General features: G+C 65.8%; 16 protein-coding genes and 2 pseudogenes. 9 read left to right on the top strand and 9 right to left on the bottom strand.

What is annotated here, in order from left to right; genetic code table 11:
• Positions 1 to 2 precede the first annotated feature (2 nt).
• From J2T47_RS23585 to J2T47_RS23570, 4 genes are all read left to right on the top strand, one after another.
• Positions 3 to 3,137, top strand: a complete 3,135-nt coding sequence (locus J2T47_RS23585; protein ID WP_253452363.1) for an efflux RND transporter permease subunit — start codon at positions 3 to 5, stop codon at positions 3,135 to 3,137.
• Positions 3,137 to 4,516, top strand: a complete 1,380-nt coding sequence (locus J2T47_RS23580; RefSeq protein WP_253452361.1) for an efflux transporter outer membrane subunit — start codon at positions 3,137 to 3,139, stop codon at positions 4,514 to 4,516. Before J2T47_RS23585 ends, J2T47_RS23580 begins: the two co-directional genes overlap by 1 nt.
• 77 nt (positions 4,517 to 4,593) lie before the next feature.
• The gene (locus J2T47_RS23575; RefSeq protein ID WP_253452359.1) at positions 4,594 to 5,283 is read left to right on the top strand and encodes a GNAT family N-acetyltransferase; all 690 of its coding nucleotides are present in this window, start codon (positions 4,594 to 4,596) and stop codon (positions 5,281 to 5,283) included.
• Positions 5,284 to 5,407: 124 nt separating this feature from the next.
• Complete coding sequence (locus tag J2T47_RS23570; RefSeq protein WP_253452357.1) at positions 5,408 to 5,869, top strand: GNAT family N-acetyltransferase; 462 nt, start codon at positions 5,408 to 5,410, stop codon at positions 5,867 to 5,869.
• A gap of 147 nt (positions 5,870 to 6,016) precedes the next feature.
• Here J2T47_RS23570 and J2T47_RS23565 read toward each other — a convergent pair whose 3' ends face one another.
• From J2T47_RS23565 to J2T47_RS23550, 4 genes are all read right to left on the bottom strand, one after another.
• The gene (locus tag J2T47_RS23565) at positions 6,017 to 6,796 is read right to left on the bottom strand and encodes a hypothetical protein (protein ID WP_253452355.1); all 780 of its coding nucleotides are present in this window, start codon (positions 6,794 to 6,796) and stop codon (positions 6,017 to 6,019) included.
• Positions 6,790 to 7,515, bottom strand: a complete 726-nt coding sequence (locus J2T47_RS23560) for a hypothetical protein (protein WP_253452354.1) — start codon at positions 7,513 to 7,515, stop codon at positions 6,790 to 6,792. The genes J2T47_RS23565 and J2T47_RS23560 overlap by 7 nt, the downstream gene beginning before the upstream one ends.
• A gap of 399 nt (positions 7,516 to 7,914) precedes the next feature.
• A complete protein-coding gene (locus J2T47_RS23555; RefSeq protein WP_253452352.1) occupies positions 7,915 to 8,556 on the bottom strand; it encodes a DUF1109 domain-containing protein in 642 nt (213 codons plus the stop codon).
• Positions 8,543 to 9,133 (bottom strand): sigma-70 family RNA polymerase sigma factor, encoded by a 591-nt coding sequence (locus J2T47_RS23550; protein WP_253452350.1) that lies wholly within the window; start codon positions 9,131 to 9,133, stop codon positions 8,543 to 8,545. Before J2T47_RS23550 ends, J2T47_RS23555 begins: the two co-directional genes overlap by 14 nt.
• A gap of 232 nt (positions 9,134 to 9,365) precedes the next feature.
• On the opposite strand from J2T47_RS23550, the gene J2T47_RS23545 reads away from it, so the two are divergent.
• From J2T47_RS23545 to J2T47_RS23530, 4 genes are read left to right on the top strand one after another with little or no spacing between them, the layout of a single operon-like run.
• Positions 9,366 to 9,653, top strand: coding sequence for a BufA1 family periplasmic bufferin-type metallophore (locus J2T47_RS23545; protein WP_253452348.1), 288 nt, complete (start codon positions 9,366 to 9,368; stop codon positions 9,651 to 9,653).
• A gap of 16 nt (positions 9,654 to 9,669) precedes the next feature.
• Complete coding sequence (gene bufB, locus J2T47_RS23540; RefSeq protein ID WP_253452346.1) at positions 9,670 to 10,503, top strand: MNIO family bufferin maturase; 834 nt, start codon at positions 9,670 to 9,672, stop codon at positions 10,501 to 10,503.
• Positions 10,500 to 11,255 (top strand): HvfC/BufC N-terminal domain-containing protein, encoded by a 756-nt coding sequence (locus J2T47_RS23535; RefSeq protein WP_253452344.1) that lies wholly within the window; start codon positions 10,500 to 10,502, stop codon positions 11,253 to 11,255. Before bufB ends, J2T47_RS23535 begins: the two co-directional genes overlap by 4 nt.
• Before the next feature lie 10 nt (positions 11,256 to 11,265).
• Positions 11,266 to 11,733, top strand: a complete 468-nt coding sequence (locus tag J2T47_RS23530) for a DoxX family protein (protein ID WP_253452342.1) — start codon at positions 11,266 to 11,268, stop codon at positions 11,731 to 11,733.
• Positions 11,734 to 11,761: 28 nt separating this feature from the next.
• Here J2T47_RS23530 and J2T47_RS23525 read toward each other — a convergent pair whose 3' ends face one another.
• A complete protein-coding gene (locus tag J2T47_RS23525; RefSeq protein WP_253452340.1) occupies positions 11,762 to 13,345 on the bottom strand; it encodes a GMC family oxidoreductase in 1,584 nt (527 codons plus the stop codon).
• Positions 13,346 to 13,473: 128 nt separating this feature from the next.
• Here J2T47_RS23525 and J2T47_RS23520 point away from each other — a divergent pair, with 128 nt between their 5' ends.
• Positions 13,474 to 14,520 carry an AraC family transcriptional regulator gene (locus J2T47_RS23520; RefSeq protein WP_253452338.1) on the top strand — a complete coding sequence of 349 codons (1,047 nt, stop codon included), beginning with the start codon at positions 13,474 to 13,476 and terminating at the stop codon, positions 14,518 to 14,520.
• Between the two features lie 15 nt (positions 14,521 to 14,535).
• On the opposite strand, the pseudogene J2T47_RS29515 reads toward J2T47_RS23520, so the two are convergent.
• The 4 genes and pseudogenes from J2T47_RS29515 to J2T47_RS23505 all read right to left on the bottom strand — a co-directional run.
• A pseudogene (locus tag J2T47_RS29515) lies at positions 14,536 to 14,724 on the bottom strand (response regulator transcription factor); the annotation flags it as partial.
• A gap of 114 nt (positions 14,725 to 14,838) precedes the next feature.
• Positions 14,839 to 15,975, bottom strand: a pseudogene (locus J2T47_RS29510) (helix-turn-helix transcriptional regulator); the annotation flags it as partial.
• 1,232 nt (positions 15,976 to 17,207) lie between these two features.
• Positions 17,208 to 18,578, bottom strand: coding sequence for a DUF1329 domain-containing protein (locus J2T47_RS23510; protein WP_253452334.1), 1,371 nt, complete (start codon positions 18,576 to 18,578; stop codon positions 17,208 to 17,210).
• Between the two features lie 16 nt (positions 18,579 to 18,594).
• The gene (locus J2T47_RS23505) at positions 18,595 to 20,490 is read right to left on the bottom strand and encodes a DUF1302 domain-containing protein (protein ID WP_253452332.1); all 1,896 of its coding nucleotides are present in this window, start codon (positions 20,488 to 20,490) and stop codon (positions 18,595 to 18,597) included.
• Between the last annotated feature and the right edge of the window lie 109 nt (positions 20,491 to 20,599).

Raw genomic sequence — 20,599 nt, 5'->3', positions numbered from 1 at the left:
CCATGGCACGCTTCTTCATCGACCGGCCGATCTTCGCCTGGGTCATCGCCATCCTGGTGATGCTCGGCGGCATCCTCGCCATCTACCAGCTGCCGCTGGCGCAGTACCCCAACATCGCGCCGCCGCAGATCAGCCTCAACGCCACCTACACCGGCGCCTCGGCCAAGACCATGGAAGACTCGGTGACCCAGGTCATCGAGCAGCAGATGACCGGGCTCAACGGCCTGACCTACATGTCCTCCAGCAGCAGCTCGGCGGGCAGCGCCACCATCACCCTGACCTTCGAGGCCGGCACCGACGTCAACACCGCGCAGATGCTGGTGCAGACCAAGCTGGAGCAGGCCAAGGCGCGCCTGCCGGAAACCGTGCAGCAACAGGGCATCGAGATCCGCAACTCGGCCAGCGACTTCCTGATCATCGTCTCGCTGGTCTCGGACAACCCCGAGGTCAGCGCCACCGACATCAGCGACTTCATCTCCAGCACGCTGTACGACCAGATCAGCCGGGTCAACGGCGTCGGCGAAGTCACCACCCTGGGCTCCAGCTACGCCATGCGCATCTGGCTCGACCCGGACAAGCTCAAGCAGTACTCGCTGATGCCCTCGGACGTCAGCAGCGCCCTCACCGCGCAGAACGTCGATACCTCCGCCGGCCAGCTCGGCGCCTTGCCCGCCCGTCCCGGCCAGCAGCTCAACGCCACCATCAGCGCGCGCAGCAAGCTGCAGACCGCCGCGCAGTTCCGCGACCTGGTGCTCAAGTACTCCAGCAACGGTGCGGTGGTGACCCTGGCCGACGTGGCCCGCGTGGAACTGGGCAGCGAAAGCTACGACGTGGTCGCCGAACACAACGGCCGGCCCTCCGGTGGCCTGGCCGTGAGCCTGGCCACCGGCGCCAACGCGCTGGACGTCTCCGAAGCCGTGCAGGCCAAGCTCGATGAGCTGGCGAAATTCTTCCCCAGCAACCTGCAACTGCGCAGCGAAGTGGCTTACAACACCGCACCCTTCGTGAAGATCTCCATCGAGGAAGTGGTCAAGACGCTGTTCGAGGCCATCGCCCTCGTCGTGCTGATCATGTACCTGTTCCTGCAGAACATCCGCGCCACCCTGATCCCGGCCATCGCCGTGCCGGTGGTGCTGCTGGGCACCTTCGGCGTGCTCGCGCTGATGGGCTACTCGATCAATACCCTGACCATGTTCGGCATGGTCCTGGCCATCGGCTTGCTGGTGGACGACGCCATCGTGGTGGTGGAGAACGTCGAGCGGATCATCGCCGAGAAGGGCCTGTCGCCCCGCGAGGCGACGCGCCAGTCGATGGGCGAGATCAGCGGCGCACTGGTCGGCATCGCCGTGGTGCTCTCGGCGGTGTTCGTGCCGATGGCCTTCTTCGGCGGCTCCACCGGCGTGATCTACCGACAGTTCTCGGTGACCATGGTTGCCGCCATGGCGCTCTCGGTGCTGGTCGCCATGACCCTCACCCCGGCGCTGTGCGCCACCCTGCTCAAGCCTGACGCGCAGCACGGCGAACCGCGCCGCGGCTTCTTCGGCTGGTTCAACCGCACCTTCGAGCGTGGCTCGCGCGACTACCAGCGCGGCGTCGGCGCCGTGCTGGCGCGACCGCTGCGCGCGCTGGTGATCTATGCGCTGGTGCTGGGCGGCGTGGGCGTGATGTTCCACAAGTTGCCCACCGCGTTCCTCCCCGACGAGGACCAGGGCATGCTCATGATGATGATGACCCTGCCGGTGGGCGGCACCGACGAACGCCTGCAGGACGTCACCCGCGAAGTGCAGCAGTACATACTGCAGCAGCCGGAAGTCGCCTCGGTGCTCACCGTGCGCGGCCTGGGCAACGGCGGCAACGCGCAGAACTCCGGGCGCGGCTTCATCAAGCTCAAGGACTGGAGCGAGCGCCAGGGCGAGGAACACAGTGCCGCAGCGGTGGCGCGCCGCGCCAACATGGCGCTGTCGAAGATCCTCGACGCCAACGTCTTCGTCATCTCGCCGCCGGCCATCCAGGGCCTGGGCGAAAGTTCCGGCTTCGACATCCAGCTGCAGGACCTCGCCGGCCTCGGCCACGCCGAACTGCTCAAGGCCCGCGACACCTTCCTGCAACTGGCGGCCAAGGACCCGCGCCTGGCCAACGTGCGCGCCCAGGGGCTTGAGGACACCCCGCAGCTCAACGTCGACATCGATGACCGCAAGGCCGGCGCCATGGGCGTGGCTTCCGGCGACATCAACGACACCCTCAGCGCAGCCATGGGCGGCAGCTACGTCAACGACTTCCTCGATGCCGGGCGGGTGAAGAAGGTCTACATCCAGGGCGACGCCGACAAGCGCATGCAGGCCGAGGACATCGGCGACTGGTACGTGCGCAATTCCAGCAGCGCGATGGTGCCGCTGTCGGCCTTCACCAGTACCCGCTGGAGCACCGCCTCGCCGCTGCTGGAGCGCTACAACGGCTTCGGCTCCTACGAGCTGGTAGGCGAACCGGCAGCCGGCGTCAGCTCCGGTGATGCCATGGCGGCGGTCGAGCAGATCATGGCCCAGCTGCCCGAAGGCATCGGCTACGCCTGGACCGGCCAGTCTTATCAGGAGCGCCTCGCCGGCAACCAGGCACCACTGCTCTACGCCATCTCCATCCTCTTCGTATTCCTCTGCCTGGCGGCGCTGTACGAGAGCTGGTCGGTGCCCTTCGCGGTGATGCTGGTTGTGCCGCTGGGCATCCTCGGCGCACTGCTGCTGACTGGCGTGCGCGGGCTGTCCAACGACGTCTACTTCCAGGTCGGCCTGCTCACCACCGTGGGCCTGGCAGCGAAGAACGCCATCCTCATCGTCGAGTTCGCCAAGGAGAACCACGAGCGCGGCCAGGACCTGCTGGCGGCCACGCTGGAAGCGGTGCGGGTGCGCCTGCGCCCGGTGCTGATGACCTCCCTGGCCTTCATCCTCGGCGTGCTGCCGCTGGCGCTGTCCAGCGGCGCCGGCGCCGGCGGGCGCCAGGCCATCGGCACCGGTGTGCTCGGCGGGATGCTTGCCGCCACCCTGCTCGGCCTGTTCTTCATTCCCCTGTTCTACGTGCTGGTGCAGCGCCTGGCCTCGCGCCGCAAAGCCACCAGCGACGTCACCGCTGAAGGAGAAGCCTGATGCGCCTGTCCCCCCTTCCCCTGGTCCTGGCACTGATGCTCGGCGGCTGCGTGAACCTCGCCCCCGATTACCAGCGCCCCGCGGCGCCGGTGGCCAACCAGTGGTCCAGCGCCACGCCGGCCGGCCAGGCCAGCGCCGATATCGTCTGGCGCGAGCTGTTCGTCGATGCCCGCCTGCGCGACACCGTCGCCCGCGCCCTGGCCAACAACCGTGACCTGCGCGTGGCGGCACTGAACGTCGAGTACCAGCAGGCGCAGTACCGCATCCAGCGCTCGGCGCTGTTCCCGGCGGTCTCCGCCACGGCCGACGGCACCCGCCAACGCTCGGTGTCCGACGGCAGCAACGCAGTCAGCAGCCAGTACAGCGTCGGCCTCGGCGTGAGCAGCTACGAGCTGGACCTGTTCGGTCGCCTGGGCAACCTCAAGGACGCTGCGCTGGAGGACTACCTGTCCCTGGAGCAGACCCGCCGCAGCACGCAGATCAGCCTGGTGGCGGAAGTCGCCAGCGCCTGGATGACTCTGGCCGCCGACCAGCAACTGCTGACTCTGGCGAAAGAAACCTACGCCAGTCAGCAGAAGACCTACGAGCTGACACAGCAGAGCCATGGCCTGGGCGGCCAGTCCGGGCTGAGCCTGGCGCAGTCGCTGAGCACCGTGGAGTCCGCGCGCGCCGACGTGGCCAACTACGCAAGCCAGGTCGAGCAGGACCGCAACGCGCTGGAATTGCTGGTGGGCGAGCGCCTCGACGACAGCCTGCTGCCCGGCGACGCCAGGCTCGACGCGGCGCTGCTGGTCAACGTCCCGGCAGGCTTGCCCTCGACCCTACTGCAGCGCCGCCCCGACGTACTGGCTGCCGAGCACACGCTCAAGGCCGCCAACGCCGACATTGGCGCAGCGCGTGCGGCCTTCTTCCCCAGCGTCACCCTGACCGCCAGTGGCGGCAGCGCCAGCAGCGAGCTGTCCGGCCTGTTCAAGTCCGGCAGCCGCGCCTGGAGCTTCGCCCCGTCGATCAACCTGCCGATCTTCAACGCCGGCAGCAACCAGGCCAGCCTCGACGCGGCGAAGATCACCCGCGACATCGACGTCGCCCAGTACGAGAAGACCCTGCAGACCGCCTTCAGCGAAGTCGCCGACGCCCTCTCGGTGCGCGGCCACATCAGCGAACGCCTGGATGCCCAGCGCAGCCTCACCCAGGCCACCGAGAAGAGCTACGACCTGTCGCTGGCGCTGTACAAGCAGGGCTCGCAGAGCTTCCTCGAGGTGCTCGACGCACAGCGCTCGCTGTACTCGGCGCAGCAGACGCTGATCAGCCTGGAGCTCTCCGAGCAGGTCAACCGGGTGACCCTGTACAAGACCCTCGGTGGCGGCTGGCAGGGTTGAATGCCAGGCGGATGAATCGGTCGGCGCCGGCGGAGGTTACAATGGCGCCCACACCGATGCCCCGGAGCCCGCTGCAGATGTTCACCCTCGCCATCCTCGACACCTCTCCTCCCGAATCCCTGAAGAGCCAGGTGCTGCAGATGGTGGTGGACTACTTCAGCGACATCAGCCCGGTGCCGCTGACGCCGAGCAACCCGCTGTTCCAGCTGTACCAGTACGTGATCGGCTTCGAGGTGCACCTGTACCTGCAGGCCATGGACGGTTCCCCGGAAAGTCCCGCACGGCTGATCCTCGCCCTCGACGACGAAGACCCGTCGCAGGTGCTCGGCTTCGCCCTCTACCTGCCCAGCCAGGACGACGCCGAGGCCTGCACCCTGGCCTACCTCGCCGTCCAGGCCAGCCACCGACGCAAAGGCATTGCCCGCGCCCTGTTGCAGAAGATGATCGAACACCGCCCCCACGCCGAACTGGCCTGCGCGGCGGCCAAGGCGCCGCTGTTCGAGGCCATGGGTTTCCAGCTGCTGGCGGCGCAGGGCCCGCACGTGCTGCTGAACACCCGCGACCACCGCTCCGACGGCATGGTCGCGGTGCAGGACCTCGCGCCGATCTACCAGTCCAAGGAAGTGCGGCAGATCCACACCTACCTGGTGAAGCAGAACGGCAGCAAGGCGATGCGCGAAGCGGAGAAGAAACGCGACCGCCTGCTCGACCAGATGGCCTGGCAGGCCCGGACACTGGTGAAAGAGCGCTTCCCGACGATCCACTGAGAGCCAGGGCGGGCGATCTGCTATCGGCGTCCGCTATCGGCCAGAAGCGGACGGTCAGTCTCTTCCGTTAGCGGGTATGGTTAACTGGTGCCCCACCTTCAACCCGAAGCCTAGCGAGAGATCGATGAGCTACTCCGTTCGTCCAGCCACTGTCAGCGACTTGGAAAAACTCGTGCAGTTCACCATTGCCGAAGCCGTAGATGCGGAAGGTTCCGAGATCGGAGCCAACGTCCGCGAGGGCGTGCTTACCGCTCTGGAGGACAACTCCTATGCGACATACTGGGTCTTGGAAACCGCCGGTGTCGTCATCGGAAACGTCTCCGTGGTAAAGGAGTGGAGCGATTGGAATGCGGGGCACTACTGGTGGATTCAGAGCATGTTCATCGAGCCGGATCATCGCGGAAAGGGTTTGATCAAATTGCTGCTCGATACTGTTCAACAAGAGGCCACACAAGCAAAAGCGCTTGAACTCCGCCTGTACGTACACAAGGAAAACTCAGCGGCCATCAGTGCCTATCTGAAAAATGGCTTCGGCCCTTCCGACTATCAAATCATGACGGCGAAGGTCGCAGACCAGGAGGGATGATCAACCGGGTGGCTGCTTTCAGTCGCTATAACACCGCATTGCTTACTTGTTAGCTGCCTTGGCAAAGTTAGCTATGGGTCGGTAACTGCCTTCCGCCAGAGGCAGCTACCGGCCAGAAGCAGACGCTCCAGGAGATGGGCTCTGACCTTATGGGTTGCAGGCGGTAATGGCCTTCTGGCGCAGAGCAGGATTTTGAACTGCCAGAGCGGCCTCTACGCAGGCATCGGTATCCCCCGAGACGGCGCTCTGCCTTCCGGGCTGCTCAACGAAGCTGTCGAGCTTGGTGCCCCACTCCTCCAGCGCAGCGACGCGCACCTGATGGTTGGCGCGGAAAAGATCGACTCCATGCGGGCCACTCGCGCCACTCCTGACAGCCGTATCGCGGTAACTGCTAACGTCGGCGATGTGCTGTTGGCGCGCATCATAGAATTGCGTAGTGAAACTCGCGGTCGCGCTGTCCTTTCCCCAGGTAGTCGTCAGAAAGACTGCGTCGAGCACGACCAGGTAGTCGTAGTGTGATGCGCCCAATTGTGCAGGGCTGGACACCAACTTGACCGTTCCGAACTCGGTCTTGAGCTTCTTGGCCATCCAGTTGAGAGCGAAGCTAGGGTCTAGTGCTTCTGCGAATGCGTCCAGTGTGGCGCCCTGTCCTACTGCCCGCAGCACCGCGCTGTCTTCCTTGCTGGATTTGCGCTCCTTGAGATATTCGACGTTCGCCTTGGTGTTTTCGCTGATCAGGACTACTGCGATCTTGTCCGCTCCTCCCACCACCCGCTTCTCAGGCGACTGCGCCGGCGCACCCTCGAAGATGCCTTGGGTAATAGGCCTTTGAGCCGGTATCGAAGCACACCCTGCCAGGCTCAAAATCGGGATAAGGAGCAGGCCAATGAAGGGAGCAGTTCTCTTTTTCGTTAGCTCTTTCAGCATACTCCCTCCCCTGGGATGCCACGGCATTTCACTTGTTTCACATGCTGAGTTGTCTCTTCGCCTTGGAGCTTTTTACCAGCGCCCTGCGAGCTGGCAGATCCTCTTTGCCGGGCCGCCTCGACCTCCCGCTGCGCGTCCTTCAATGCGTTCAGCGCTGCCGCCTGCTGCTCCTGAATCTGCACGGCACCCTGGATCTGCTGCACGGAACTCGTGAGGCCCATGAGAGACGCCGAACTGGGCATAGGATTGTTCGCCTCGATCTCTTCGAAACGCCTGTCCTTTGCGCTCGCATCGAACTGCTGATCGGCGTCCAAAGCATTGCCGAAAATGTCCTCGGCCGTAGAGCTCCCACGGTCTGAGCTCTGCTGATTCGTCGACTTCTGACCCTTGGTCGCACAGACCACACAGCGCTCGACTTGCACGCGCTGGGATGACAGTGGCTCTGCCGATGTCCCTTGAATACGATCTTCGCCAGCCCCACGCGGTAGGACGGTGAAGTAAGGAGTACTGTCGACGTGATACTCGACCTTGGCGCACTGACTGACACTGGTGGAGATACCAAGATCAGCGCTATACAGGCCCTTGGTCGTACCGGTCGGTGAAACCTGAATGCTGGCCGTGCACCGGCCCTGCTCTAGGCTGCAATCACACTCATCTGCAGCCGCTACCTGAGCCAAGGCAATCCCTGAGAGGAGAACCCCAATGACTCGACTCTTCATGATTGCACCTTGGTCGGCTAGATCGTTGCCCACCCATGCCTTAGCTTCTCAAGCGCACGAGTGAAATCAAAACGCCACTAGCATCGCGTGCTTTCACGAGCATTGCATCATCTAGATGAATGAGCCGACGAAATCCCCTTGGGCGCGTCTCTGAAGAGGCATGTCGTCCGAGAGGCAGCGACACTCCAGCGTCCGTTTTGGGTCGATAGCTTCCGCTGAATGCAGACAAAGCCTCGAAGGACATCAAAAGCCACTTGGGCAATCCGCGTCGGCCTGCACGACGCATTTCACTGCGGCATTACCGTTCGGCCCCGCGCCTGCAACGCAAAACCCCGGTGCCCGCTGGCGCGGCAACACGCAAGGCGCCGCAACCTCCCACGGGCAAATCCGCTGGCGCAACTACCAGCGCAACAGGCGCGGCCCGAGCACTGCACCCAGCCCGGTTGGCAGTAGCATGCCGAGCAGGTACCAGACACCCCAGAACGGAATGCCCATTTCAGGGCAGTGCAGGCAGTACGCCAGGGTCGCCGTGGCTCCCGCCAGCAGGCCACCGGCTGCGCCGGCAATACGCAGACGGGTTGGCGCAAGGCCGCGCAGGGCCCAGAACACGCCGATGAAAGTCGGCACCGAGAGCAGCGCAATATTCAGCGGACAGGTACGCCAGGTCTTGCCGAGGATCAGGCTGGTGCGGGCGTCGGCGGGTACTCCGGCCAGCTCTACCGCTCCGCCTATCCACACCAGCAGCACGGGCAGCGCCAGCAGCACCCAGGCCGCTCCGCCACTCACGCCCGGTCGCGCCAGACGGCTGCTCAGCCACAGGGCGAGCGGTGCCAGGCTGCCGGGCAGCGCGACCTTGGCCCAGAACAACGGAGTGCGTGCGACCTCGCCCAGGTCGGGCCGCACGCCGAACAGCGCCGCCATCAGCAGCAGAGCACCCAGGACACCAGCGGCCAGGGCGATGGCGAAGCGCTTGCCCGAGACGTGACGGTCCACTGCGCCTTCGCCTGTGCTCAGCAGGTCGATCAGTTCATTGGTCTTCATCGCTTCGCAATCCTCGGATGATAGTCGCCAGGGCCTTGAGCCCGCGGTGGATGCCGACCTTCACGGCAGAGCTGGAAAGCCCGGTCAGACTGGCGGTTTCCTCCACCGAAAGACCTTCCAGCTTCACGTGGACGATCGGCAGGCGCTGCTTGTCGGGGAGCTGTTGCAGCAGCTTGCCGAGATCGCGGCTGGCCTGTGCAGGTTCGCCCTCCTCGACGGCGAACAGCTCTCCCTCGTCATCCGCCAGCGGATCGTGGAGCGCCTCCCGGCGCGCGAAGGCGCGGAAGTGGTCCGCCAGCTTGTAGCGCGCGATGGCCTGCACCCAGGCGGTCAGCGGCTGATCGGCACGGTAGGTGTGGCGGGCATTGTGTACCGCCAGCAACACTTCCTGCAGCAGGTCCTCGACCTCACCGGGGCGTTGACTCAGGCGCCGGCCCAGGAAGGCCCGCAGGTGCGTACCCAGCGCACTGAGGAACTCGCGGTAGGCCCTGCCGTCACCATCCATGCCGCGCAGCAGCAACGCCTGCAGCTGCGCCTCGCGCGCGATCAATGCTTCCTGGCTGGTAGTTCGTTGCATCGACCGTCCTGGTTACACCGAAGGTGAATTCTTTTCCGATCTCGCCCCCAGCCCGCTGGCGAATCGTCCGCCTGCGAAAAAAACAGGCCTTCGTTCAATACGTTAGGGCCGCGCCGAAAATTTCTCAAAAAAAATTTCGCGCGGCTGTAACCGGACCGCCTCCCCCGGCGAACTACTCATCGAGCCGCCGGAAAGCCTTCCGCGGCCCCACAACCGAACGGGAGACCGCACCATGAAAACCCTGACCCTCGCCACCGCCGCCCTCGCCCTTGCCGCCATCACCGGCACTGCCCTGGCCGACGACATGAATACCAAGGCCAGCAATGGCGCGGCCATGGAGAAATGCTACGGCGTTGCCATGGCCGGCAAGAACGACTGCAAGGCCGGTGCCGGCACCACCTGCGCCGGGAGCGCCAAGAAGGACTACGACGGCATGCACTGGAAGAACGTCCCGGCCGGCACCTGCACCACCATCAAGACGCCCCATGGCATGGGCTCGCTGACTCCGACCAAAGCCTGAGCCCAGGCCGCCGACCATGAACGCATTCCATCAACCGGGCGCCGGGCTCGGGCTCAAGGGTGAACACTACGCCCAGGCCCTGGCCTGCTCCGCCCAGGGTCTCTGGTTCGAAGTTCACCCGGAGAACTACATGGTCGGCGGTCCCCGCCTTGCCTGGCTGGAGCGGATCGCCGGGCGGCATCCGCTGTCGCTGCACGGGGTCTCGCTGTCCCTGGCGGCCGACGCCGCGCCTGACGAGGCACACCTTCAACGCCTGCGCGCACTGGTCGAGCGCGTGCAGCCGCAGCTGATTTCCGAGCACCTGGCCTGGTCGACCTGGCGCGGCCAGTACCTGCCGGACCTGCTGCCTTTCCCGCGCAGCCAGGCAGCCCTGGTGCGCTTGACCGAGAACATCCAGCGCACCCAGGAAGCCCTGGGCCGACGCATCGCCATCGAGAACCCCAGCCATTACCTGCGCCTGGAGGGCCACGACTGGGACGAAATCGAATTCCTCACGGAGCTCGCGCTGCGCACCGGCTGCGGCCTGCTGCTCGACGTCAACAACGTACATGTCAGCGCGCAAAATCTTGGCTTCGATGCCAGGCGCTACCTCGACCGTTTCCCCGCGGCGGCCATCCTCGAAATCCACCTGGCCGGGCACAGCAGCGACGAGGGCGGCGAACTGCTGATCGACTCCCATGACGCGCCGATCGCCGAACCGGTCTGGGCGCTCTACGAGCACCTGATCCAGCGCATCGGCCCGAGGCCGACACTGATCGAGCGCGACGACCATCTGCCCGCCTTCGACGAACTGCTGGCCGAGCGCGAGCTCGCGCAGGCGATCCTCAACCTGACGCAGGTGAAGCCATGAACCGCTCGCTCGGCAGCTTCCAGGACGACTTCGTCGAAGCCCTCTATCGCCGCCCTGCCCCCGCGCTGCAAGACGTGATTTCCCAGGCGGCCTTCGAGGTGTATCGCAACACCGTGTTCAAGGGCTGCGTCGATGCCCTGTGCGACAACTTCCCGACCATAGAACGTCTGGTCGGCACCGACTGGCTTCGCGCCGCAGCGGCCATCCACGCCCGCGAGACGCCGCCAGGCGACGCCCGCCTGATTCTCTACGGCGAGGGCTTCGCCGACTTCCTCGACGCCTTCGCACCCGCACGCGAGCTGCCCTACCTGGGCGCCGTGGCACGCCTGGACCGGCTGTGGACCGAGGCCTTCGTCGCGCCGCAGGAGGCACTGCTCGACCTCACCAGCCTGGCCGGCATGACGGCTTCCGACCTCGCCACCTGCCACCTGGAGCCGCGCGCCTGCGTACGCTGGCGCTGGTTTGCCGAGCAACCGATCTACAGCCTCTGGCGTTGCAACCGCGAAGCCCTGCCGATACCGGAGGAGCTGCCCTGGCAGGGTGAAGGTGCGCTGCTGGTCGGCCATGCCGAGGGCGTCGCCTGGCACGCGCTGGAAGTCGGGAGCTGCGCCTTCCTCGACGCTTGCGCGAGCGGTAGTGACCTCGACCGGGCTTCGGCCCTGGCACTCGACGCGCAAGCGGATCTCGACTTCCACGACCTGTTCGGCCGCCTGCTCGGCGCCGGTGTTTTCCGTCCCATCCACCTCGCGTGAGGAGGTCATCATGGACATCGCCCGCACTACCCATCCCCGCGCCGGCCTGCGCCAGCGCTGGAATCGCCTTGCCGACTTCCTCCAGCACCTGCTCGGCGACACCTTGCTCTGCCTGGTGGCGCGAATCGGCATCGCCGCGACCTTCTTCCTCTCCGGGCGCACCAAGGTCGACGGCCTCCTGACCATCACCCCGAGCACCTACGAGCTGTTCCGCACCGAGTACCGGCTGCCGCTGCTGCCACCGGAGATCGCCGCGCACCTGGCGACCTACGCGGAACACTTCTTCCCCCTGCTGCTGGTGCTCGGCTTGTGCACCCGCCTTTCGGCCCTGGCACTGCTGGGGATGACTACGGTGATCGAAGTGTTTGTCTATCCGGACGCCTGGCCCACCCACCTGGTCTGGGCGGGTCTGCTGCTGTTGCTGATCGGCCGCGGCGCGGGCAGCTGGTCGCTGGATCACGCGCTGGGGATTCGCTGACGGGCCCACCTGGCCAGGCAGGCGTAACTCACGCCGCGATGATCCACTCCGCAGCCCGCTCGGCGATCATGATCGACGGGGCGTTGGTGTTGCCGCCGACCAGGGTGGGCATGATCGAGGCGTCGACGACGCGCAAGCCTTCGATGCCGTGCACGCGCAGTTGCCCGTCCACGACCGCCATCTCGTCGCTGCCCATCTTGCAGGTGCCGACCGGGTGGTAGACGGTGTCGGTGCGCTTGCGCAGCAGCTCGATCAGTTGCTCGTCGCTGGAGAGGTTCTGGCCGTACATATCCTTCAGGCCGTATCGGGCGAGCGGCGCCTGGCCGGCGATGTCCTGGACCATGCGGTAGCCCTTGAGCAGCGTGCTGACGTCGTCGTCATGGCCGAGGAAGTTGGGGTCGATGCGCGGCGCGGCGAAGGGGTCGGCCGAGTTCAGGCCGACGCTGCCGATGCTTTTCGGTCGCAGCACGCAGACGTGGCAGCTGAAGCCATGCCCCCAGTGCAGCTTGCGGCCGTGGTCGTCGATCGGGCCGATCACCGCGTGAAGCTGGATATCCGGGCGCGACAGGTCCGCCGAGGTCTTGAGGAAGCCGCCGCTCTCGGCGCAGTTGCTGGCGAAGGGGCCGGTGCGCTGGCGGGTGTAATCGATGAAGGCCTTGCCCATGCGCACCGTGCCTCGGACGGAGATGCCCAGCAGGCTGGTGTCATGGCTCTTGTAGCAGGCGACGAAGTCCGGGTGGTCCTGGAGGTTCTTGCCCACGCCGGGCAGTTCGTGCTGCAGGGCGATGCCGTGGGGCTTGAGATCGGCCTCTGCGCCGATACCCGACAGCATCAGCAACTGCGGGCTGCCGAACGCCCCTGCGCTGAGCAGGACTTCCTTGCGCGCCTTGAGCTCCAGGCGCTCGCCCTTGACCGACACCTGCATGCCCACGGCGCGTTTACCCTGCAGCAGGATGCGCTGGGCCTGGGCTCCGGTAATCACCGTGAGGTTACCGCGCAGCTCGCGGATGGGCTTGAGGAAGGCCGAGGCGGTGCTCCAGCGGCGCCCCTCGCGGATGGTCACGTCGTAGTGCCCCACCCCTTCCTGCTCGACACCGTTGAAGTCGGCGTTGCGCGCGTGCCCGGCCTGTTGGGCCGCATCGAGGAAGGCATTGGTGACCGCGTGCGGCTGCACCCGGCCGACATAGAGCTCGCCATCGCCACCGTGGTAATCACAGCCACCGAGGTGATGGCCCTCGCTCTTGCGGAAGTACGGCAGCACGTCGTCATAGCCCCAGCCTGCGTTGCCCAGGTCCTGCCAGTCGTCGTAGTCGCTGCGATGCCCGCGAATGTAGATCATGCCGTTGATCGAGCTGCTGCCGCCGAGGGTCTTGCCGCGCGGCTGGTAGCCCACACGCCCGCCCAGGCCGGGTTGCGGAACCGTCTGCAGCGCCCAGTTGACGTGGCGGGTCGGCAGGATGGCGGCGACGCCGATCGGCGTGTGGATCAGCGGCGAGGTGTCTTCCGAACCGGCCTCCAGCAGGCACACCCGGACCGAGGGGTCGGCGCTCAGACGATTGGCCAGTACGCAGCCGGCCGAGCCGGCACCAACGATGATGTAGTCGAATTCCATACTTGTTCTTCTCGGTTCGCGGGCGATACGCGCCGAGCAGCAGTTCTCGGCGCAGACCGCTGGAATTCTTCGCCGCCGAGGCGCACATTAATTGACTTTCAACGACTGATTTTTGATTTTAAACGACTGTGACCGCCCTCATCCGCACCACCTCGTTCATTGGCTTTCCGCAGCTGGTCGCCCAGCTCGGCGGGGATTGCGAGCACCTGCTGCGGCGCTTCCAGATCGCCCCCGCCGCACTCGAAGACGACGAGGCGCGGGTGCCGCTGCGCGCCCTGGTGGGCGTGCTCGAATGCGCCGCGAATGAACTGAATTGCCCCGACCTGGGCCTGCGCATGGCGGAATACCAGGACCTGCAGGTGCTCGGCCCGGTGGCGCTGATTGCGCGGAACTCGGCCACGGTGGGCCAGGCGCTGGAGGAGATCTCGCGGTTCATCGGCTATCACAGCCCCGGCATCGATGTGCAACTCGATCGCAGCGATCGCCAGGCGCCGCGGCTGCTGATCGAGATTCGCCTGCCCGGCCCGACGCGGCGCAGACAGATGCAGGAACTGGCACTGGGGGTTGGCCACAACACCCTGAAGCTCCTCTGCGGCAGCCAGTTCAGCGCCCGCACCCTGCTGCTCAGCGGCGCCGGCGCGCTGCCTCCTGCCCGCTACCAGCGCTATTTCAGGACGGCGGCGTACTTCAACCAGGACTGCAACGCCCTGGTCCTGAGCAACGAGCAACTGGCCATGCGCATCGAGCAGCAGGACCCGCAACTGCACCGGGTGATGCTGGATTACCTGCGGCCCTTCGACGCCCAGGCCGCGGCCGGCCTGGTCCTGCAGGTGGAAAACCTGATCCTGCGGACCCTGCCCACCCAGCGCTGCCGGATCGGCCTGATCGCCGAGCAGCTCGGCCTGCACGAGCGCGTACTGCAACGGCGCCTGGCGGAACTGGGCACCGGCTTCGAGCAGGTGCTGGAGCAGGCCCGACGCTCCTGCGCGCAACGCTACCTTGCCGAGCGCCACATGCCGATGTCCCAGGTCGCGGGACTGCTGGGCTACAGCGAACAGAGCGTGTTCAACCGCGCCTGCCGCCGCTGGTTCGACGACACGCCCCGGGCGATAAGGCGGCAGTTGCTCGACAGTGGCAACCCGACCGACCCCGAGGCCCCGCCCGGCTATCGCTGACGGCTGAGCCCGGGACTAGCGCACCAGCCCCAGTTCCTTGGCCCGGACAATGGCCTGGGTGCGCCGGGCCACGCCCAGCTTCACGTTGATCTTCTGCGCATGGCTCTTGACGGTGTGCAGGGAGATGAACAGCTGCTCGGCGATGTCCTGGTTGGACAAGCCCTGGGCAATCATCTTCAGCACCGACAGCTCGCGCGGACTGAGCAACACGGCGGAGGTCTGCTGGTCCTTGGGCCTGAGCGAGTCCTTGCCCCAGCGAATCAGACCGGGATTGCGCAGGCTGCAGCTGTGCTCGGCGCCGAGCATGCCGATCTGCCGGGACAGCGCCATCGCATCGAGCAGGGCCCGCTGCGCCCCGCCCTGCTGGCCGCTGGCATAGAGTGCTTCGGCCATACCGAACCACAGCTCGGTGGCGAGGCTGCGGCGATCCTGGCGCAGGGCCGTCTTGAGCATGTCCTCGAAGGCACCGCTGACCTCCTCGCCCATCGCCTGACGTGCGTGCAGCAGCGCCAGCTGGAGGTTCTGGACCAGCTCCGGATTGCCGTACGGCGGTCTGTTGCGTTCATCACCGCTGTACTGCCGCAGCCCCTCCTCCAGGGCGGTACGAGCCCGGCCGGGATTGCCTTCCTGAATCCACAGCCGGGCGTAACCCAGCAGCAGCAGGCTCTGGTACAACGGCTCGGTGATATTGCGGAACTGCAACAGCCGCTCCGCATCGGCCAGACGCTGATGAGCCTGACCGAGCGCCTTCTGCATCGCATCGAGTTCGGCCAGGCCGATGTAACCCCAGGAAGCAGCCGGGTCTTCGCAGTCCAGACACTCCTGCAACCCGGCTTCGTAGTGGCCACGGGCAATGGCGTAGTCTCCTCGCCGCGCCAGCAAGGCCCCCAGGCGCAGGCGCGTCCGGCCGCGCAGGGGGTTGGCCTCGCCCTTGCCCTCGGCGCACAACTCCCGGTGCAACTGCTCGGTCAGATGCAGCGCCTGACCGAGTTCGCCGCGCATTTCCAGCAGCTGTACCTGCTGCAGCAGCAGCACCGCCTCGAGCATGCGACTGCCGTGACGGCGCGCCATCTTGATGGCATCGCGATAGAACTGCTCGGCCGTCTCCATGCGCCCGTCGACGATTTCCACTTCGATCAGCGCAGTGAGCACGATCACGTGCTGCGCCCAGGCGGATTCCGGCAGGTGATCCAGCGCCTCGCGCATGTGCCGTGCGTCGGCCTTGCCCCGATGGTATTCGAGCTTGCCGGACAGCGCCTGGCACTGCGCGAGCAGCTCGCGCTGGCGCTGCGCCGTCGGCTGCGGCAGGAAGCGTTGCAGCTGTGCCGCACAGACTTCCGCCTCATCCAGGCGTCCGCTGATGAGCAGCGCCCAGGAATTCAGGATCAGCAGGCGCGGCGTGCTGGAGATCAGCTCGCCCGGCAGCAGATTGCGCCACCTGAGCACCCTCGCCATCTGGCTGCCGTGCAGCAGGCGGTCGCGGGTGAAGTGCTGCAGCAGGCTGGCGGCAATCTCGGGCTGTTCCGCGAGCAGCGCGTAGTCGATGGCCTGACGAACCTGTTCGCGCCCGGCAGACCACTGGCAGGCGTGGCGGTACAAGGCACGCTTCAGGCCCTGGGCCACTTCCGCCGCGAGAATGCTGCCCACCGCCGGACGAACGCGATGCAGGCCGAGGTCGGCGTCGAGCGTCTCGATGAACACGCCAGCGTCGAGCAGCTGCTGCAGCAGTTGCTTGCCCTCCCCGGCCCCCAGCACGTGATCGCACAATGAGTCATCGAAGTCCTGCAGGCAGGACAGCTTGCACAGCGCATCACGCAACTCGCCCGGAAGCTCCGCCAGCACCTCCTGCTCCAGATAACGCCGCACCAGGGCGTTGCCCTGCATCGCCTCGGGCAGCTGTCCGGGATCGCGGCCATGCAGACGCAGGCGGATGCCGGCGAACCAGCCATCGGTCTGCAGCATCAGGGTCTGCACGCTGGTCACCGGCACCTCGCCATACAGGCTGCCGAGCAACTCGCTCAATTCAGCGGCAGTCATGGCCAGGTCTTCTGCGCCGAGTTCCAGCAGCTCGCCGTCGAGCAGCAGGCGCTCCAGCTTGCACGCCGGCCGGCGGCGACTGGCGATCCACCAGGATACGTTCGGTGCCGACGCCCGCAGCAGCAGTTCGAGGAGGCGGTCGATGCGCTCGTCCGTCGCCCGCGGCAGGTCGTCGAGCATGATCCACAGCGCGCCTTCACGTTGCGCCAGACCGTTGAGCACGCAGAGGGGATCGCTGTCGGCCAGTTCCAGCGCCGAGGCCAGCAGGCGCAGCAAGGCCGCGTCATCCAGCACCAGGCCCTTGAGGTCGAGCCACAGCACCTGGGTCTGTTCGGGGCGCGCCAGTGCGCATTCGCGCAGCAGCACGCTCTTGCCGCTGCCGGCCGGAGCGCAGATCAGCCGCAGGCGGCAGCGCGCAGCCAGGAGGGTCTTGCTGAGACGGGGGCGTGGCAGAAAACCGGTGGGCAACGAGGGAACGCGGCACGGGTCTGAGTAGATATTCGCCGTGGGCATGGCGTTACTCGCTGATACAAAGTCCGCCATGGTACGACTTGCCCCCTGTGACTGTATTGGGCTAGCCGACGATCAGGCATAAAAAAGGGCGGCCGTCAGGCCGCCCAACACGGAGTTGCTCGGTGAAACTGCTGACGTCAGCGAACACCCGTCTGGCGCAATGCTGCCGGGGTGTAGTCCGCGGCAAGCGCCTTGGCGCCGAACACGATGCTCTGCTTCTCTTCGTTCTTCAGGCCCATGACCGAGTAGCGGCCGGAGATGACATCGTAGAGAGTCTCGGCGGTGTAACCAGGCACCTTCTGGTTGTAATACTGCTGCGCGTGGCCCTCGCCGACACGCCACAGCTGGCCACGGCCGTCGTAGTGGTCGACCTCGGCCAGTTGCCAGGTGTCCTCGTCGAAGAACATGTGGCGCTTGGCGTAGATGTGCCGCTCACCGTCCTTCAGCGTACCCACCACTTCCCACACCCGGTGCAGCTCGTAGCGGGTCAGGTCCTGGTTGATGTGCCCCGGCTTGATGATGTCGTCGTACTTGAGCGACGGCGAATCGAGCTTGTAGCTGTTGTAGGGGATGTACAGCTCCTTCTTGCCGACCAGCTTCCAGTCGTAGCGATCCGGCGAGCCGTTGTACATGTCGTAGTTGTCGGAGGTGGCCAGGCCGTCGGCGGCGGTTGCCGGGCCGTCGTAGGCAACCTGCGGCGCACGGCGGACGCGGCGCTGACCGGCGTTGTAGAGCCACGCCTGGCGCGGTTCCTTGACCTGGTCGATGGTCTCGTGGACCAGCAGCACGTTGCCCGCCAGACGCGCCGGCGCGGTTACCCGCTGGATGAAGTAGAAGAGGATGTTGTCGCCCTTGGCCTTGTCGAAATCCGGCAGGTTGGCGGGATAGGACACTTCGTCCTCGAAGTGCACCATCGAGAACGAGCCATCCACCTGCGGCTGTACCCGGGTGATGTAGCGATGGATGTTACCGCCGCGGTAACGGGTTTCGTGGTTCCACACCAGCTCCACGCCGGTCTTCGGAATCGGGAAGGCGTAGTAGTGGCTGTCGAAGTTCTGCAGGCCGTTACCGCCGCCGACCAGCTCGGTGTGCTGGGCGCTGGTCTTGATCGCGGCGTAGATGTCGTCCGGCAGCGCCGCGGTACGGTGCGTCGGGTACACCGGGATCTTGTAGCTGTCCGGATAGCGCTTGAACATCGCCATCTGGCCTTCGGTGAGCTTGTCCTTGTACTGCGCCGCGTTGGCCGCGGTGATGACGAACAGCGGCTTTTCGCTGGCGAACGGATCGGCCAGGAAGCCCTTGCCGTCCACCGCACCGGCATTCGTCGGCAGGCCGCCGGCCCAGGCCGGGATGCTGCCGTCGGCGTTGCCGGCCTTCTCGGCGCCCATGGGCGTGAGGGTGCCGCCCAGCTGCGCCACTTCGGCGGCCGGGGCGGCCGCCATGACGCTGCTGGCCAGCAGCGAGAGGGCCAGTACGCCGGATTTCAACAAGGTTTTCTGAGTCTGCATGGCAGGGTCCTCCGGGTTAGAAGTTCACGCCGAAACTGAGGGCGACGAAGTCCCTGTCGACCGACGTGTTGTAGTCGCCGCCAAAGAAGTCGGTGTAGGAAAGGCTGGTGGTGTAGGTGTTGGCGTAGTCCGCATCGATGCCGAAGCTGACCGCCTTGCTGCCTTCGTTGAACAGGCCGTTGGGACCGTAGCCGTGGACGTCGTGCGACCAGCTGATGTTCGGCCGCAGGTTCACCCCGGCGAAGACGCTGTTGTAGTCCCAGATCGCGCGGGCGCGGTATCCCCAGGAGGTGGCGGTGACGTAGCCGTCATCCGTGCAGTTGCTGGTCAGGTTGGTGTAGTCGTTGTTGCCGACCGCGCCGGCGATGGTGGTCTGATTGAGCGCGCGGCAGGTGTCGACCGAGCCGGTGGCCGGCAGCGGCCCCGGACCGTAGACCGGATCGCGGCCGTAACGCGCCTCGCGGGTCGATTCGAGCCCGCCGACATGCACTACGCCCACCTCCCCCACCAGGGTCAGGCGCTCGGCGCCCATGACCTGATCGAAGAAGTGCGTCAGGGTGGTCTGGAACTGGGTGATTTCCTTGCGACGGTAGCCGTGCAGGTCGCCGCCCGGAGTGGCCTGGAGCACCGAGGCGTTACCGTAGGCCGCATAGGCCACCGGGTTGATCGCCGCGAGCGGGCCGACGCCGGAGAACAGCAGGTCGGTGGTGTTGAGCTGCACCGGGGCGTTGGGGCGGTAGCTGATCTCGCCGCTCCAGGCGGTACCGGTGGGCAGCGTGGTGGAGAAGCTCAGGCCGTACAGGTGGATGTCTTCCGGGTACTCCATGAAGTAGCTGGAGTTCCCCGCCACCACCAGGGGCGCGGCCGCGCCAGTGCGTCCCGCCACGTTGTACAGCCCCTGCGAAGGTGCAGTCACGCTGAGGAACGGCGCGCGGCTGTGGTAGTTCATGAAGTACGCGCCGAACTCGGTGTTCAGCGGGTCGAACATGTAGCGCAGCGCCAGGCCCCACTGGCCGCCATCGCGGGCATCGCGGTCCGCACTGCGGTGCACCAGGGTGCCTTCGCCGTTCTGGTCGATGTCCATGGTGGTGCCGGGCAGCGCGGCGTTGATGGCATTGCCGGCGGCCAGGTTGTTGGTGAGCAGACGCAGGTTGTTGCTGCAGCCGTCGGCCACCACGTCGGCCTGGGAGAAGAAGGTGCCGCAGTTGTCGACCACCGTTTGGTCCCACTCCAGCTGGTAGAAGGCTTCGGCCGAGAGACTGTCGGTCAGGCTCTGCGAGACGTAGAACATGTTTACCGGGATCAGGCCTTCCTTGATCTCGGCACCGGGGCGGCGGAAGGCGGCAACGTCGATCGGGTTGATCGAGTTGATGCTGTTGAGGATGAAGGTGCTCTCCCCCCAGCTCACCACCTGCTTGCCCAGGCGGACCGAGCCCGGCTGATCGGCAATGGTGTAGTTGTGGTAGACGAAGGCATCGAGCATCTGCGCGCCGGAGGATTTCGCGCCCTCCTTGCGACCGCTGTCGTCGATGTCCTTGAACGGCCGGCTTTCGTCCTTGAGTTCGAAGTCGTACCAGTACTTGCCACGCAGGAACACGCCGGTGTCTTCGTACTTCAGCTCGAGGTCGTGGATGCCCTTGAAGATCTTCGAGAAGGTCTCGCCCTTCTTGAAGTTCAGGTGCCCGTCATCGGTGGTCTGCGACAGGCCCTTGCCGCCGTTGTTGACGCCGATGAGGTCCGGATCGCCACCGCGTAGCGCCCAGCTGGCCCCCACGGACAGGGACGAGTCGAAGGTTCCTTCGACCTCGCCGATATTGAACGTGACGGCCTGGGCCTGTGCGGCACAGCCCAGTGCAACGGCAAGCGCCAGGGCGTTGGGGGCGAATCCGGCGCGCGCTTTTGTTGTTGTCATGCGGCTTTCCCGTGGTTGGTGTTGGCCCGGGAAAACTAATCAGTACGAGAGCACGACGTAAGCGACGAAGTAGGGATTCAGAAACTCATACTTAGGTATGAGTGCAGTG

Source organism: Pseudomonas nitroreducens (assembly GCF_024170165.1).
GTDB lineage: Bacteria > Pseudomonadota > Gammaproteobacteria > Pseudomonadales > Pseudomonadaceae > Pseudomonas > Pseudomonas nitroreducens_C.
The sequence above is the reverse complement of the archived record's forward strand: the minus strand, read 5'-3'. Positions and strand labels throughout refer to the sequence as shown.